The sequence below is a fragment of the Rossellomorea sp. SC111 genome, from assembly GCF_024733565.1.
GTDB lineage: Bacteria > Bacillota > Bacilli > Bacillales > Bacillaceae_B > Rossellomorea.
The window spans coordinates 42,456-59,169 of the sequence record NZ_JANIOC010000008.1 but is presented as its reverse complement, the minus strand read 5'-3'; the positions used below and the strand labels follow the sequence as shown (position 1 = coordinate 59,169).

17 protein-coding genes are annotated in these 16,714 nt (G+C 42.1%); 6 read left to right on the top strand and 11 right to left on the bottom strand.

Going from position 1 to position 16,714, the window contains the following annotated elements; translation table 11 throughout:
- Nucleotides 1-35: 35 nt before the first annotated feature.
- The 3 genes from NQ095_RS11755 to mgtE form a co-directional block, all read right to left on the bottom strand.
- A complete protein-coding gene (locus NQ095_RS11755; protein WP_258263671.1) occupies nt 36-521 on the bottom strand; it encodes a DinB family protein in 486 nt (161 codons plus the stop codon).
- 111 nt (nt 522-632) lie between these two features.
- Nucleotides 633-2,495, bottom strand: coding sequence for a monovalent cation:proton antiporter family protein (locus NQ095_RS11750; protein WP_258263670.1), 1,863 nt, complete (start codon nt 2,493-2,495; stop codon nt 633-635).
- Nucleotides 2,496-2,516: 21 nt separating this feature from the next.
- Nucleotides 2,517-3,860 carry a magnesium transporter gene (gene mgtE, locus NQ095_RS11745; protein ID WP_034763962.1) on the bottom strand — a complete coding sequence of 448 codons (1,344 nt, stop codon included), beginning with the start codon at nt 3,858-3,860 and terminating at the stop codon, nt 2,517-2,519.
- A gap of 277 nt (nt 3,861-4,137) precedes the next feature.
- On the opposite strand from mgtE, the gene prpE reads away from it, so the two are divergent.
- Nucleotides 4,138-4,875 carry a bis(5'-nucleosyl)-tetraphosphatase PrpE gene (prpE, locus tag NQ095_RS11740; RefSeq protein ID WP_258263669.1) on the top strand — a complete coding sequence of 246 codons (738 nt, stop codon included), beginning with the start codon at nt 4,138-4,140 and terminating at the stop codon, nt 4,873-4,875.
- 71 nt (nt 4,876-4,946) lie between these two features.
- Here prpE and NQ095_RS11735 read toward each other — a convergent pair whose 3' ends face one another.
- Genes NQ095_RS11735 through NQ095_RS11720 form a run of 4 tightly spaced genes read right to left on the bottom strand, consistent with a single transcriptional unit; the run spans nt 4,947 to nt 7,699 of the window.
- Entirely contained in the window at nt 4,947-5,834 is an 888-nt protein-coding gene (locus NQ095_RS11735; protein ID WP_258263668.1) for an RluA family pseudouridine synthase, read from the bottom strand.
- A gap of 14 nt (nt 5,835-5,848) precedes the next feature.
- Nucleotides 5,849-6,646 carry an NAD kinase gene (locus tag NQ095_RS11730; protein ID WP_060670229.1) on the bottom strand — a complete coding sequence of 266 codons (798 nt, stop codon included), beginning with the start codon at nt 6,644-6,646 and terminating at the stop codon, nt 5,849-5,851.
- 14 nt (nt 6,647-6,660) lie between these two features.
- On the bottom strand, nt 6,661-7,305 hold the full coding sequence (gene yjbM / locus NQ095_RS11725) for a GTP diphosphokinase (RefSeq protein ID WP_258263667.1): 645 nt from the start codon (nt 7,303-7,305) through the stop codon (nt 6,661-6,663).
- Nucleotides 7,306-7,324: 19 nt separating this feature from the next.
- On the bottom strand, nt 7,325-7,699 hold the full coding sequence (locus NQ095_RS11720) for a UPF0738 family protein (protein WP_258263666.1): 375 nt from the start codon (nt 7,697-7,699) through the stop codon (nt 7,325-7,327).
- 129 nt (nt 7,700-7,828) lie between these two features.
- Between NQ095_RS11720 and NQ095_RS11715 the strand changes: the two genes are divergently transcribed.
- From NQ095_RS11715 to NQ095_RS11695, 5 genes are all read left to right on the top strand, one after another.
- Complete coding sequence (locus NQ095_RS11715; protein WP_258263665.1) at nt 7,829-8,416, top strand: CYTH domain-containing protein; 588 nt, start codon at nt 7,829-7,831, stop codon at nt 8,414-8,416.
- A 47-nt stretch (nt 8,417-8,463) separates the two neighbouring features.
- Nucleotides 8,464-9,105, top strand: coding sequence for a lytic transglycosylase domain-containing protein (locus NQ095_RS11710; RefSeq protein WP_258263664.1), 642 nt, complete (start codon nt 8,464-8,466; stop codon nt 9,103-9,105).
- Nucleotides 9,106-9,358: 253 nt separating this feature from the next.
- Nucleotides 9,359-9,760, top strand: coding sequence for a globin domain-containing protein (locus tag NQ095_RS11705; protein ID WP_258263663.1), 402 nt, complete (start codon nt 9,359-9,361; stop codon nt 9,758-9,760).
- The gene (locus NQ095_RS11700) at nt 9,753-10,619 is read left to right on the top strand and encodes a ClpXP adapter SpxH family protein (protein ID WP_258263662.1); all 867 of its coding nucleotides are present in this window, start codon (nt 9,753-9,755) and stop codon (nt 10,617-10,619) included. The genes NQ095_RS11705 and NQ095_RS11700 overlap by 8 nt, the downstream gene beginning before the upstream one ends.
- Before the next feature lie 247 nt (nt 10,620-10,866).
- The gene (locus NQ095_RS11695; RefSeq protein WP_258263830.1) at nt 10,867-11,088 is read left to right on the top strand and encodes a hypothetical protein; all 222 of its coding nucleotides are present in this window, start codon (nt 10,867-10,869) and stop codon (nt 11,086-11,088) included.
- Between the two features lie 102 nt (nt 11,089-11,190).
- Here the strand turns inward: NQ095_RS11695 and pepF are convergent, their stop codons facing one another.
- The 4 genes from pepF to mecA all read right to left on the bottom strand — a co-directional run bounded on the left by pepF (nt 11,191) and on the right by mecA (nt 16,655).
- On the bottom strand, nt 11,191-13,014 hold the full coding sequence (pepF, locus tag NQ095_RS11690; protein WP_258263661.1) for an oligoendopeptidase F: 1,824 nt from the start codon (nt 13,012-13,014) through the stop codon (nt 11,191-11,193).
- A gap of 88 nt (nt 13,015-13,102) precedes the next feature.
- Nucleotides 13,103-14,284 (bottom strand): competence protein CoiA, encoded by a 1,182-nt coding sequence (locus tag NQ095_RS11685; RefSeq protein ID WP_258263660.1) that lies wholly within the window; start codon nt 14,282-14,284, stop codon nt 13,103-13,105.
- An 88-nt stretch (nt 14,285-14,372) separates the two neighbouring features.
- Nucleotides 14,373-15,878, bottom strand: coding sequence for a cardiolipin synthase (gene cls / locus NQ095_RS11680; protein WP_258263659.1), 1,506 nt, complete (start codon nt 15,876-15,878; stop codon nt 14,373-14,375).
- 105 nt (nt 15,879-15,983) lie between these two features.
- The gene (mecA, locus tag NQ095_RS11675) at nt 15,984-16,655 is read right to left on the bottom strand and encodes an adaptor protein MecA (protein ID WP_258263658.1); all 672 of its coding nucleotides are present in this window, start codon (nt 16,653-16,655) and stop codon (nt 15,984-15,986) included.
- Between the last annotated feature and the right edge of the window lie 59 nt (nt 16,656-16,714).

Genomic DNA, 16,714 nt, shown 5'->3' with positions numbered 1-16,714 from the left:
TCTACCGCACTCTACTATAAAAGAAAAGAACATTTCTATCTTATTCTCTTTTTCACATCTTCCATTTGCATGAGATGCCTTTGTTCGTGTTTTCCGAGAAGCTCGAGGACCTGCCATATCGGCATGTCTCCAAATCGGTGATGGTGCATGGATTGATGATTCAAGCCTTCTTTCGTGTATTTCTTCAGAAAGCATGTGGTGAGGGAACGGGACTCCTCCAATGCTTTCATCAAATCTTCCATGGTTTGTAGATCAGTGGAAGGCTCGATGGGTGCTAACAGTTTTTGGGATGGATCATCAAATACAGATAAATCAACATCGGAATCGCTTCTACCCCCTCCACTTTCTGCAGAATCGAGGGCCAAAGTCAAAAAGCGCATCTCCGCTCCGGCAAGGTGAAGGACGATTTGTGCAATGCTCCATTCCTCTTGAGAAGGTTTTTGATTCAGTTTTTCATAAGACAAACCCTCTATACTTTCCTTTACCTTTTCCCGAATCTCCACAATCTTGGTTTCCCACATCTTCGTTTCCTCCTCCTTAACTTATATTATCTATTAGGGATTGAATCAAGATACTCCTTTATAAAATAAAAACTTCCCAAGAAAAATGTTTCTTGGGAAGAAGGTTTCATGTTAGCAGTATTCACAGAATTCGAGTTCTCGTTTGAGTTCATCGACGTATTCTTTAGAACCTGTGACAATCAGGCGGTCATTCATATGAAGTTCTGTATCCCCATGGGGAACGATGGAATCTTTCCCCCTGAAGATACGGACAAAGATGACATCTCCCGCGAATGGGAATTTCCGGAGTGTCATGCCTTCAAACTGACTGTTCAACATGCGGATTTCGTAAAGGGATGTTTCCTGATTGGTCAAGATGCTCATGACGGACGGTGATTCGATGAGCGCCCTTAATAAAGCTTTTGTTGATAAGAATACAGAATATACTTCAATATCCTGTTCACGTAGACTTTCGTGCAGATCAGGGCTCTCCACCCTTACGATCACACGTCCAATTCCATACTCTTTTGCCGTTACGGCAAGTGTTGCATTCACCTCTTCATCTCCCGTTGAAATCACGAGGATATCCGATTCAAAGATGTCCTTCTCTTCAAGTGTACCGGGATCATAATCATCGATTTCATGGATATCGAACAGTGAATCAGCGATGTTCCGATCTGATTTATCCTGTTTCGTATGATACAGGACAGGTTCGTACAAGGAGGATTGAAGCTCCCTTGAAACGGGCATGGTCAGCTGATTGGCACCCAGGAACGTAATTTTAAGCTTCTTCTCTTTTGCACTTTCCCGCGGGAAAAGCTTCTTAAAGATGATAGGTGTAATGATACATGTAATGACAGCCACCAGAATGAGCGTGCCACTCATTTGAGGGGTGATAATTTCGATTCTTTCTGCGATCTTCGCAGCAGCAATCACCAACGACAACGTTGACGTAAGGAGAAATGCCGAAGCGATTGTCGTTTTCGTATCATACCAGTACCTCAATAAATATACCGGGATGATCTTCGAAACGAGGAAGGCAAGAACCAGTAATGGAATGAGTAAAAGCATTTTCTTATCACTCAGTAGTGACCCAAGATCCAGCTCCACACCGATCATTACGAAAAAGATCGGGATTAAAAACCCGTAACCAAATGAATCAAGCTTGTGAACCATCTCCTGATTCGGTGCAAGTAAAGATACAAGTACACCGGCAAGGAAAGCCCCCAGAATGTTCTCAGCACCCACCGTCTCTGACACGGCCACCAGTAACATGATCAAGGTGAAGACCGCACGTGTACCGATTTGAACAGTCCCGGTCGATAGACTTTTGATGAAAGGGTTATTCTTCAGCCTCTTGGCGAGGAAGTATAATAACAGACCTACACCAAAGAGAATCAGAAGTAGCCACATATTCCCATGTCCTTCTCCATAAAGGGAAACGAACACAGCCAGTAAGATCATGGTCACCAGGTCTGCGATGACCGCTACCAGCAGAATGATCTGTCCGATGGCACTTTTCGTGATATGCGCCTCTTTCAGTGTAGGTACCACGACACCAAGGGATATTGTGGAAATGATCAATGTCATCAAGAACGCATTATCAATGAGTCCAAACAGGACAAACAGATAAGACAATCCCAGTGACACAAAGAAAATACCGATAAAAATGATAATGGCCAATTTCAAGCGGTTTGGTTCTTCTTTACCACTCGGCAATACCTCTTTTTTCTTTTTCCCGCCTGAAAAAGCCGTGAAATCTATTTCAAGACCGCTTAAGAACATGAGAAAGATAAACCCCAGGGTAGAAAGTGTCTCAAGCCACATGTCCTGCTGGACGAGATTAAACCCGCTCTTTCCTATAACCAATCCCATTATAATCTCCGCGATGACGACCGGGATGAAATTCAACTTGAATTTATGCAGCAAAATGGGAGTTAAAAAAGCTACCATGATCACGATCACAAGGGATGCAACAGATGCATGTTGTTCCATTCATACTTCCCCCTCTTCTCTCTATATTAGGTAATTCATAAACATCGTCGCTAATCCAAGATAAATTAAAGTACTGATGATATCATTTATCGTCGTAATAAAAGGACCGGAAGCGACGGCCGGATCCACTTTTAGCTTGTGCATCAAAAGGGGCACTAATGTACCTGCAAGGGTAGCAACGAATAGTGAAATTAAGACGGAGACGCCAACAAGGATCCCTAGAAAGAATTCACCTTTCCACACGTATACAATGATGCTGACCACTATCCCGCAGGTCGTCCCGGTAATCAGTCCTGTTCCCGCTTCACGAAAGACAAGAGACATCTTGTTTTCCTTTTCCAGGTCCCCTGTTGCAATCCCCCTTACGGCAACGGCGAGTGCCTGAGTTCCAGTATTTCCTGCCATTCCGGCAATCAGTGGGATAAACACGGCAAGGATGGCCACTTTATCCAATGTATCTTCAAACCTGCCGATGAGGCTTGCGGTGAACATTCCGAGGAATAATAAGGCGATGAGCCATGGAAGACGCTTCTTGGCCGCATTTATAGGACTTCTGTCAATGGAATCCAAATCGGCGATACCGGCAAGTTTGGAGTAGTCATCAGACGCCTCTTCTTCCATGACGTCCATGATGTCATCTACCGTAATGATTCCAAGTAGATGATGTTGGAAATCAACAACGGGCAGGGCAAGGAAGTCGTAATCCTTCATCTGCCGTGCGACAGCTTCCTGATCTTCGCTGACACCGACAGACATGACCCGGCCACTCATTATTTCACCGATCATCACATCATCATGGCTGATGATCAAATCTCTAAGGGAGATAACCCCTACAAGCTTTTTATCATCATCCACCACATAGATATAGTAAATCGTTTCCGCATTCGGTGCTTCATTTTTCAATATATACATGGCAGATCTGACCGTCTGATTCTTTGAAATGGCCACGAACTCGGTGGTCATGATACTACCAGCTGTATATTCTTCATAATGGAGCAATTCTTTAATCTCTTTAGCCGATTCATCATTCATGATCGTCAAATAACTGACAACCTGATCTTTATCCAGCTCATTCAAGACATCCACGGCGTCATCGGCGTACATATTGGAAAGCATTTCGGCTGCGTATGTAGGATTCATTTCCGCTAAGATATCCTGATAATCTTCTTCATCTATATCCAGACTTTCAAAAAGCTCCGCCATTTCTTCCGGTGAAAGATAATGATACAGCCGGCTTCGGAGGTCTTCATCTATTTTAGAGAAAAACTTTGCTTGATCATAAGAGTGTAATTGAACAAATTCTGAACGAAATAAATCCAGATCTTCTTCCTGAAGGGCTCTGATGAGAAGGTCTTCATCATACATTTCCTTTTCCTGCTTGTCTCTGTCATTCTCCTGTTCTTGAGTTACCTCAGACATCCAATACACCCTCCTTTATAACTTCATTGAATATAGTCGTAATAATACTAGCAAATCTCAAGACAATTGTCTCTTATGAAATCATACCACCTATGTATTCCTTTGCTTTAATATGTCATACTAATGCCTGACGAATAATAAATGCAGTAATTGCTGAATCATTAATATGTCATAAAATACGGGAAAAGAAAAGAAAAAAGGCAGTTTAGGGAGTGGGATTTCCATGAAAATTGATATAATCGGTGATGTTCATGGCTGCTTTAACGAATTTAGAGAGTTGACGAGAAAACTTGGGTATGAATGGGGCAGCGGCCTTCCTGTTCACCCTGATGGAAGGAAACTTGGTTTAGTGGGAGACCTGACAGATCGCGGACATCACTCCCTGGAGACGATTTCAACCGTATACGGTCTCTTTCAAAAAGAAACTGTTTATTATGTCCCCGGGAACCATTGCAACAAGCTTTACCGTTATTTCTTAGGAAACAACGTGAAAATCCTTCACGGTCTGGAAACAACCGTGGCGGAACTGAATGCCCTCCCCCAAAAGGAAAGAAATTGTTATCAGGATATGTTCATTGATTTATATGAACAATCCCCTCTATACCATGTATTGGACAATGGTAAGCTCATCATTGCACATGCAGGCATCAAAGAAGAACTAATCGGAAAACAATCGAACCGGGTCAAAACCTTCGTCCTTTACGGAGATATAACTGGAGAAAAGAACGATGACGGCACCCCTGTCAGAAAAGACTGGGCACGTGATTATCAAGGAGAAGCATGGATCGTATACGGCCACACCCCTGTAAAAGAAGCACGCCTCATAAATAAAACGGCCAACATCGATACAGGAGCCGTGTTTGGCGGTATGCTATCTGCATTTAGATACCCTGAACTGGAAGTAGTGAGTGTAGCATCAAGTATGCCTTTCGTGGCTGAGAAATTTCGGGAAGTTGAATGAGTTTTCTTGTGGGCGATAGCATCATAAGATTTGAAAGAGATCCCCCTTCAGTCTAACTGAAGGGGGATCTCTTACTGTCTATAAAGCATCCTCATATCATCTGGCAAGGGGCATTCCAAGTTCATCCATATGTTCATGATGGGATGGAAAAAGTGCAGTCTCTTACAATGAAGGGCCTGTCTGCCTATCAGCTTTACACTTCCTCCGTATAAATCATCTCCTGCAAGAGGATGGCCTATGAAGGAAAGATGAACCCGGATCTGATGGGTTCTGCCAGTTTCGAGCTTCAACTCCAGGTGTGCAAACTCAGGAAACTGCTTCTCCACATTGTAATGAGTCAGGGCATATTGTCCATCTGAGCGCACTTCCCTTTCAATGATGCTGTCGGCTTTCCTTCCAATCGGCTCTTCTATCGAACCATATCCATTCATCACCCCTTCAGCGAAGGCTTCATATGTCCGATTGATTTCCCTTCCCATCTGCTGAAGGCTGAACAGGTGATGGACGTGGCGGTGTTTTGCCACCAGGACCAGGCCCGATGTGTCTTTATCCAATCGGGTGACGATGTGTACCGTTGAAGAGAGGTCCATTTGATTGAAATATCCTAATATCGCATTCGCAAGACTTCCCGTCGGCTCATCTTTCGTGGGGATCGTTTTCATCCCCCACGGTTTGTCCACAACGAGCACATCATCATCTTCGTATACGATCGAGAGAGGAATTCTTTCCGCCACTAGTGTTTCACTCGCTTTTTCTTCAGGGAATCTCACCTCAAGGATATCTCCTGAAGTAAGTGGATGCCGGACATTTTCTTCTTTTCCATTGATGGTGATCCTTCCTCCGTCAAACTTGACTGCCGTCAATGTGCGTTTTGACAATTGCTGATCGATCAGAAACTCTCTCATCAGTTTCCCTTCATAGCTTGACGGGATGCACCACTTTAGCGTATAACCCTTCACCTTACCATTCCCCGTTATTCATCCGCTACAAATGAATCATGCACGCGTTTCCAGAACGGGAAAGGACGGAAGCGTGCAAAGCGGATTTTTTCATCTGCGACACGATATTGAATGCTTTTCACGTCTTTATGAAGGAGGGATAGATGATCAATCGTCACCAGGAAATCCGGTCCATTCACAGGCTTCAGCATGCATGTATGATGTGCAGGTAAAATGAGCGGCGATCCGATGGTACGGAATACCCGATTATTGATGGAAGCCATTTCAGCGAATTGGATGGCGGGTAAGGACGGGTGAATGATCGCCCCTCCCAATGCCTTATTATATGCCGTACTGCCTGAAGGAGTGGACAGGCATAGTCCGTCCCCTCTGAACCGTTCAAAATGCTGCCCCCTGATTTCCACATCCATCACCAGGGTCCCCTCCACGCTTTTGACCGTTGATTCATTCAATGCAAGATAACGGGTTTCTTTCCCACCATGCTGATAGCGGATAATCGTTTCCAATAGTGGATACTCAATGATCTGATATGGTGTCTTGGCGATGGCAATGACAAGCTTCTCAATTTCTTCAGGCACCCAGTCAGCATAAAAACCGAGGTGACCCGTATGTACACCCACAAAAGCCGTCTTATCAAGTCTCGATCTATAGCGGTGAAAAGCATATAGAAGTGTGCCGTCACCACCGACTGAAATGACGATATCGGGTTGATCGTCATCATAGATCAGGTTGAAATCCTGGAGATACGTTCTCATTTTATGCATCAGTGTGTTGGACTTTGAATCACCTTTTGATGTAATTGCGAACTTCATTCATTTACCCCCTGCTATTTAGGTTCAGAGCCACGCTGGTCTTTTTCCTTTTTGTTTGTGAATATGACCTGGGCTTCCTGGATTTCTTCACGGATCAAACTCATTTCTTCATCCAGCCTGAATGCCGCTTCGGCAGCACTTTGCAGACGGTGACCGATCTGTTCTGGAATTTGTCCACTGTACTTATAGTTCAACGAATGTTCGATCGTAGCCCAGAAATTCATCGAAAGCGTACGAATTTGAATTTCTACCAGGATGTTCTTTTCACCGTGAATCGTTTGTACTGGATAGTCGATGACGACATGATATGAACGGTATCCACTTTGTTTCTTGTGCGTCACATAGTCTCTTTCTTCAATAATCGTAAAATCCTTGCGCCCGCGGAGCTTTTCCACCACCACATGAATATCCTCTACAAACTGACACATCATTCTTAGTCCTGCGATGTCCTGCAATTCAGTTCCAATGTTGGACAGCTTGATTCCTTTTTGATTGGCTTTATCAAGGATACTCGCGATCGGTTTAACTCTGCCAGTCACGAATTCAATGGGGGAATGAGTGTTATGAAGTTCATATTCTCCCCTCATTCCCTTAAGCTTAATCTTTAATTCATCAACCGCCTGCTTGTAGGGAGCCAAAAATTGTTCCCAGTGATTCATTCCCCTCACCTCTAAACGCCTACTTTTCAAGAAATACGTTCTCTACCTTTATAACCATTTCGTCACCATAGTTCCCGTTTCCTTCTATATTATCTATGAGATAGTCAAGCTCTTCCGTGAATTGATCTAATTCCAATGAATACTTTTCACTTTTCGCCACGACTACGGCTTTTTCATTCAGGGCTTTTTTTAATTCCGGCCAGATTGACTCTTCCAAATATAAGTATACATATTCCTCTTCATTTTCTGCTAAGTATACGAAAGCATAGCGATCGGAGTCTGCAATGATCTGACCGGCAGCAGTAGTACCATTAAAGAGCTCCGACTGGTCAGTATGTAAATATAATGTTCCGTTTTCATATGTTGTGTGGTTAAATTGAACAATTTTCCTCATGCTTTTCTTCATCCTTCCATTAAACAATCAGTATCATTTTAACATAAGAAAACCATTTCATCTAAATATTGAAGTTCCCTTTTATTAAAGAGATAATAGAGGAAGTATGAAAAGGAAAGGATGCTGGTGATGGCACAGGAAATTGAAATTGAATTTAAAAATCTTGTAACAGAAGAAGAATTCACCCGATTGACTTCACATTTTCATATAAATAAGGAAGATTTCATTTCTCAGGATAATCATTATTTCGATACACCGGATTATCAATTAAAGGAAAAACAGTCTGCCCTCCGGATCCGGGAGAAAAACGGAAGGTATATGTTAACGTTAAAGACCCCGTTAAAAGAAGATCTCCTGGAGACGAATCAATCCTTATCTAAAAACCAATCAGATTCCCTTTTACGGGAAGGGCTATTCCCAGAAGGAGAAGTGAGAGATGTGCTGACCTCCCTTTCCATTCCTTATGGATCCCTGCAACACTTCGGGACTCTCTCAACCAGCAGAGCGGAAATCCCTTATAGGAATGGCCTGCTTGTTTTCGACCAGAGCTCTTACCTGCAAAAAAAAGATTATGAGCTTGAATATGAAGTGAAAGAACGTACCTCAGGGGAAGCGATATTCTTGGAGTTACTCGAGCAGCATAAGATTCCCCTTCGTCAGACAGATAATAAAATCAAACGTTTTTATCTGGAGAAATTAAAAAGGGACCGATCATGACCGATATAGAATAGGAATAAGCGTTTTATTAAAGGGGAGTCAAACATATGAATGTTCAACAGTTGAAAACGATGATGGAACTTCAAGCCTTGAACAGTCTGGGTTCAGTATCTTCCATCCAAGATACAGGCGGTCAATCCAATGATTTGTTTCAACAATTATTAACTCAAGCCCTGCAACCAAGCCAACAAAATATAGATTTGAATCAAACACTTGGAGCCGTTAGTGGAGCCCTTCTAGCCCAGTCCACCCTACCGGCACCTATGAACATCCACCCCCTTGCGGATTTAAACAAATCGAACAGGGATGCACCGCAGGAAATCGATGAAATCATCAGCCGTGCAGCAGATCACTACGACATGCCGAAAAAATTGATTCAAGCCGTCATTAAACAGGAGTCCAATTTCAACCCGGATGCCGTCAGCCCTGCTGGCGCCACAGGATTGATGCAGCTCATGCCGAGCACCGCACGTGGGCTGGGGGTAAACAACATATTCGACCCTGAACAGAATGTATTTGCCGGTACCAAATATTTAAAGCAAATGCTTGATAAGTACAATGGGGACATCCACCTTGCACTTGCAGCCTACAATGCAGGTCCTGGAAACGTTGATAAATACAACGGTATCCCACCGTTCAAAGAAACCACTTCCTACGTAAAAAAAGTAACAGATCGCTATTTTGCCTAACGATCCCGCCATCAATCAGAAATCATGCCGCTCATTTTGAGGCCTGATTTTTTTTTGATTACAGAATAGTCCAATCTACCCTCGTTGATTCTTCAGCCGTAATTCCCACTATTTCATGGAATTTGAGGATAGAGTGACAAAAGCAGGCTACACTAATTTAGGAATAATCAGTTGGTGTAAGGCGATTTGTTTGAGATATGAAAGAATGCTTGCTAGAATGAACATACAATCTAAGGAAAAAGGAGTCATTCTTATGGTCGAGAAACCACAAATGCCTTATAATCTTATCGGCGAAAAGAAACTCTCCATGCTCGTTGAAGCCTTTTATAATAGAGTATCAAATCATCCTGAGTTAGCACCGATCTTTCCGGATGATTTAACCGAGACAGCTCGTAAACAGAAACAATTCCTAACTCAATATTTAGGTGGACCGGCTCTTTATACAGAAGAACACGGACACCCCATGCTGCGTGCAAGGCACCTGCCCTTTCCCATCACAGAGTCACGGGCTAAGGCTTGGTTAAGCTGTATGCATGACGCAATGGATGAGGTCAACCTAGAGGGTCCTGTAAGGGATGACTTTTTTCACAGACTCGTATTAACCGCCCACCATATGGTAAATACTGAAACACCTAAGGGTTCTTCCATTGACTAGAACAAATAGCTGGCATCACCTCAAAGGGTGTGGGCGTGACAAGAAACCTCTGGAAATATATATGTTTATTGACCCTCTTTGCCCTGAATGCTGGGCGCTTGAACCAATCTTAAAGAAATTGCACATTGAGTATGGACAATACTTCCGGATCCGCTATATTTTAAGCGGGCAGCTCGCCTCCTTAAACCTTGCGACGAAACGGAAGCAGGAAGATCTGGCACATCAATGGGACAAAACAGCGAGTCGCTCCGGCATGTCCTGTGACGGGAGCCTGTGGATCGAGAATCCGATTGATTCACCCTATCTTGCTTCATTCGCCATTAAAGCGGCAGAGCTTCAAGGGAAACACTCGGGAATCCGCTTTTTACGTTTTTTACAAGAGCGATTATTCCTGCAGAAACAAGACATCTCAAATATCGAAGTGCTGAAGGAATGCGCACAGGCAGCCAAGCTTGACCTCACAGAATTCATGAACGATATCAACTCTTCTTCCGCATCCAAAGCATTTCAATGCGATGTCAAGATCACATCTGAAATGGAAGTGGAAGAAATTCCGACGCTTGTCTTCTTCAATGAAAATATTGAAGATGAAGGACTAAAGATTACTGGATTGTATTCCTATGAGGTATATGTACACATCATTGAAGAAATGCTTGCAACAAAGCCTGAAAAGCAGCCGTTGCCTCCACTGGATGTGTTCATGAAGTATTATCGGGTTGTCGCATCGAAGGAAATAGCTGTTGTGTATGATCTATCGGTAGAAGAAGTAGAGAAACAAATGAAGAAATGGACGCTTCAGCAAAAAGTAAAAAAGCTCCCTGCAAAGCATGGAACCTTTTGGAAATATATTAGTCAATAATTATTTTAATATAATTAAATCGCCTTATAAACAAGAAAAGCCGATGTTGTTTCCAACATCGGTTTTTCAATACGAACAAAGGGGATGGGAGAAATTTTTCACGGTCAAACAAAGGGGTATATGTTTGCTTGTGATCAACTTCACACTGATAATATATCATGTATCCACTTGTATTGGCAAGTTGTTTGTATGGTATTTCACAATATTGTCAAAATCGATACATGTTCTCCTTTTCCTTTTCATATACATGGTTATAAGACAACGTACGGAGGGAATGGCTATGTTCGCAAAAATGAAATATGGAATACTCCTTCTATTGATTGTAATCAGCTTCTTCATAAATATCCTTGGCCTTATGCACCTGATCCCCGTATATATCACATCCCCCATCCTCTTTCTCTCACTCCTCATCTTCTTCCATTCACTGGGAAGCCGTAACCGCTTCAGGGGATTCAAGTCGATGAAATGAGGGACGGACCTTTAGGTTGGAATATGGCTATAAGCAAAAAAAACACCCCTCCCTGAAGATAACCCTTCAGGGAGGGGTGTTTCATTCTGTCGTTACGACTATTTATTGCAACTTTTCAAGCAGTTCTTCCATTTCATTCAGCTTTTCTTCAAAGACCTTACAAGCATCTTCCACCGGTTTGGATGTTGTCACATCCACTCCAGCTTTTTTCAATACTTCAATCGGATAATCGGAACTTCCTGCTCTAAGAAAATCGATGTAGCGTTCCACTGCAGGCTGCCCCTCTTCCAGGATCTGTTGACTAAGAGCCGTAGCTGCAGAGAAACCTGTTGCATATTGGTATACATAATAATTGTAATAGAAATGTGGAATACGCGCCCATTCCAAACCAATTTCTTCATCAATCGAAATTTCTTCCCCAAAGTATTTCTTATTCAGTTCATAATACTGTTTGGTTAAGAACTCTGAAGTCAAGGCTTCTCCTTCCTGGGCTTTCTTATGGATAAGATGCTCGAATTCAGCAAACATCGTCTGACGGAAAACGGTCCCTCTGAAGCCTTCAAGATAATGATTCAACAGATACAACCTTTTCTTCTCATCATCTATCGTATTCAACAGGTAATCATTCAATAATGCTTCATTGCAAGTGGAAGCGACTTCTGCCACAAAGATGGAATAATGACCATACGTGTATGGTTGAGCGCTACGCGTATAGTAACTATGGACACTGTGACCGAATTCATGAGCCAGGGTGAACAGATTGTTTACATTATCCTGCCAATTCATCAGAATATAAGGATTGGTACCGTAAGCCCCAGATGAGTAGGCACCGCTTCTCTTTCCTTTATTTTCGACGACGTCCACCCAACGATTTTCAAAGCCATCTTTCAGCACATTTGCATACTCCTCACCTAACGGCTTTAATCCATCGAGGATCATGGTCTGTGCTTCCCCATAACTTATGTCCATTTTGACTTCCTTCACGAGTGGGGTATACAAATCATACATATGAACCTCATCCAGACCCAGCACTTTCTTGCGAAGCTTCACATAACGCTGAAGCAGATGAAGGTTTTTATTCACCGTATCAACAAGGTTATCATACACTTCTTCAGGAATATTGTTAGTAGATAATGCCGCATGTCTCGCCGAATCGTAATGTCTGACGTTGGCGACGAAATTATCTTTCTTCACAGCCCCGCTTAAAGTAGAGGCGAATGTGTTTTCAAATTTTCCGTACGTCTCATACACCTTTTTAAATGCTTCTTCACGTACACGGCGATCACTGCTCTCCAGGAATCGAATAAAACGCCCGTGTGTAATATCCACTTCTTCCCCATTTTCATCTTTGATGCTCGGAAACTCAAGGTCCGCATTATTCAGCATGCCGAATGTATTACTTGCAGCACTGAACACTTCAGATGCCTGGGCCAAGAGCGCTTCTTCTTCAGCGGAGAGGACATGGGGACGCTGAAGGTTGATTTCCTCTAAAGCATGCTTATACTTCTTCAGTTCATCCTTCTCCTCAAGGAAACCATTCAGCTTCTTTTCGTCAATCGATAGAACTTCCGGCACCAAATAAGCAAACTTACTCCCTAACTGGGTATAAAGACTTTTGGCACGGTCATCGAGACCCTGATAATAGGAATTGGTCGTATCCTGGTCATAGCGCATATGAGAATATGTATACACCTTCCCCATACGTTCCATTATTTCATCCTGGAAGGCAAATGCTTTATAAAGCTGATCTGCACTATCACCAAGTGTCCCTTTAAATTCGTCTGCTCTTTTTGTCATTCCTTGGATTTCTTTATATTCTTTCTCCCACTCATCATCACTTACGAAGATATCTTCCAGTCTCCACGTTAACGTTTCATCTACCTCTTTTCTTCCAGGCAGACTTTTAGTAGCTGTATCTTTTGACATATACATCCTCCATTCTGAAATCTACAGAAAATTCCTTATAGTTACATTCTCTCTCATCTACCAATTTCCTGCAACAATACATTCTTTCTTACAGCTTTTTTAATATATGCTTCCATTTAGGAAAAAAATCATGTTTATGCTGTTCGAATGCCGAAAAATGATCCGGGCAGCTCCAGGGTTCAGTTAGTTGAAATGTATCATTTATCTTTCTGAGAACATGCACCTCTTCTAGTACACTTAAATATCCACCAGCAATTTTCTTTATCACTTTATCGCTTTTTTGGAGTGGGAAGGAACGAAACTCGATATGTCCTTTAGTAAGTCTTCTATTTAACGCATTTGACACACTTTCCAATGAGAAGAGGCTGTCTTTTTTCAAACAATCTTTCCATAAATAATATTGCCACTCTACTTCGTGATTTCTAATATGAATGCCATGGGGAATAACTGGAAGGCCAATAAAAAGGGGCAAATACAAAAACGTATCCCCTTCCCCGTACACTTCCCTTAAAAATACATCTGTTCTCGCCTTATTATAATGAATTTTGTTGTATATCCATTTGGTTCTAAAATCGTTCCATTTAGATAAAGAGTATGGAGGAAGAATGGGTACATTTGGAATGACAGGAGGTAGTGTAAACTCAGCAACGGGGATGATGATGGGCGCTGCACTCATAAATGCCGTACTTGAAACGGGAAGAAGACGTGTGTATAGATGAAAGATTCCCCTATCCGGGAGAAACTGAAGGAGGAAATAATCCAAGGATGGAGAGTATCGGATAAATGCTTGTTGAAAGGTCGTTAGATTCAGGAGCTTCTTGGACTTCAGGGACTGGGTCAGGATCCAAAAGGGGGTGATCCCTTCTCGATGATAACCGTTTGAGCGTCGCACTACTTCAGAAATCGGTATGGTTGAACACTGAATCTCGATGGCTATATCTGCCGTATCTGTTTTCACAAAAATATCTGCGACTTGCTTAATCTCTTTAATATAATGTTCAAGACTCACACTCTCATACAGGGAGCTTACCCTACCATATAAAAGCTGCTTACTTAAGAGATGTTGTGGAGTCTCACCCCTCACCAATTCGCAATCAGAGTGGGAAATATGGGCAAAGTGGGGTGTGTTTCGGCTACCGATTCTCATGGTCAATATAGAAGAACAATGGGGACAGACAAAGGAGACACCTTCCCTTCTCAGTCTTCTCAATTCCTCCCTGGAATAATGGATTGTGGTAATTACTTGCTGGTTTAATAATGCTGTTAACATAGAACACCTCCTTCTCTTATCATTCGACATAAATAGTAAAAATCCTGCATAAACAAAGCCCTCAAGCAATAAACTTGAAGGCTTAACTCTATAACAATGGAGACATTAACCTGGAAGTGGATTCCAAGATCCTATATCCCAGATGTCTTTTCTGAAATTCTTCCAGCTGTAATTCTTCGGATTCTTCCAGGTCATGTAAATATTCTTTTACAATGGAGGAGGTACTCTCAGTTTTATACAAAAATGCATTCACTTCAAAATTTAAGTGAAAACTTCTCATATCCATATTCGATGTTCCGATTGAAGCCATTTCTTCATCCACAATCACAATTTTACTATGCATGAACCCTTTTTGATACTCAAATATCCGGGCCCCGGCTTCCAGAAGATCTGGGAAATAAGAGCGGGAGGCATGGAATACAATCCGTTTATCCGGTTTATGTGGAACCAGGAGTCTCACATCCACACCACTTAAAGCGGCAATCTTCAGAGCTGAAAAAATGTCTTCATCCGGAACGAAATATGGAGAAGCCACCCACACACTCTTTTTCGCTGAAGTGATCATCGAGAAGAATATATTCTTCAATACACTCAATTCATTGTCAGGTCCGCCCGCAATCATCTGGACTCCGCCGTCGTTTGTATTTTTAAGGGGGTCAGGACTTAAATATCCAGGTGTCAGGAAATCATCGTTCGTCATATAATACCAATCCTGCAGGAAGATCAACTGCAAGGTCCGAACCGCTTCTCCCCTTACAAATAGGTGAGTGTCCCTCCAGAAACCGAAGTGAGGATTCTTACCCAAATATTCATCCCCGATATTAAGACCTCCCACAAATCCGATACTCCCATCGATGACAATGATTTTGCGGTGATTCCGAAAGTTAAATTTGTTATTAAGCACTGGGACCTTGACGGGACCGAACGCAACCACTTCGACACCCGCACCCTTAAGATCATTTATGTAATCCTTTGATAATTGCCAAGCACCTACTGCATCGTAAAGGAAGCGAATTTTGACTCCATTATGGGCCCGCTCTATAAGAATGTCTTTAATCTGATTTCCAATTTCATCATGACGTACAATATAATATTCCATATGAATATGATGCTTTGCCGTCTTTAACCACTTTAAAATCTCACCAAATGTTTCGTTTCCGTTGGTCAGCAGTTTCGTTTCACTTGAAAAAGAGATGGCACTGTTCCCGATTCTTTGCGCTAGCTGAAAATGTTTCTCTTGAAATAAACCAAACATATCAGCGTTTATTTCTTTAGGACCAGGTTCAAATTTATTATACGTTTCCTGATCCAATATGTACTTCTTCTTATACATTTTCTCTTTTCTGTAATTCCTGCCAAATAATAAGTAAAAAATGAAGCCCAAAAACGGAAATGCGCCCAATACCACAAGCCATGTCAGAGTTTGGGCCGGATGACGATTTTCAAAGAAAATGAGAAACCCAATGACAATGACCGAGAATGTGAAGACGATACTAAAATACTTCACCATACCTGAAAGATATTGATCAAAATAAAAAATATAACTTAATACTAGGACAGCAATAAATAAGAGTACTCTTACTGTATTCTTCATATGTATAACACCTTCCACCGGCTTAATGTATCAAAAATTAAAAACCCTTATACAGAGAGTGGATATAAAAAAATACCGATTTCTATATGAAACCGGTATTGATCCTTACGAAAAGTGTTCACTTAACGTCTCAAAGACTTGTTCATGGATGACCACTTTGCCATACTCTTCAAGACGATGAACAGTCATTCGTGACTCATTAGTATATTCAAGCAGTATACTCAACGTATTATCGATATCTTCTTCAGAAAAGTGTTCTTCAGAAAATTTAACATAAATAAAATATCGATCTTCGAATGCAAGCAGCTTTGTTTCCAAATGCTCCAATGGCATGTCTTTCAATCGATGGGATAGAGAAATCGCATCTTCGAAATCATTGAATTTCAACGTGAAGTCCAATACTACTTCAGCTTCGCCATCCTGGTCCTGTTTAATTTGGAAATGCTCATCCAGTAGTTCCTCTATACGCTCATCGACAGGAAGTTCCTTGAGCTTATCCTCTGGAATAGGAAGCTCGAATCGCTGGCCATCCTTCGAGACCTGTGCTCTTGTAACAAGTACTTCAAGACCTTTATCTAAAGCCTGAACTTGAATCCAAAGCGGTCCTTCTATTCCGAAATCTTCTTCCTGATGAACCTCATCCATCATTTCCCAGAAGAGTTCTTCACTTCGTTCGCGATTATACCAGATTTCCTCACGGTCAAATCCGCGATCTTCTATATCCCCATATGAAATATAGAACTTGACTGTATTTTCGTTTATGCGCTCGATTTCCAATTAACACCTCTCCCTTCTTGCATGATGTTAGTGAAGGGACTACACCCTCTGAGCTCTTT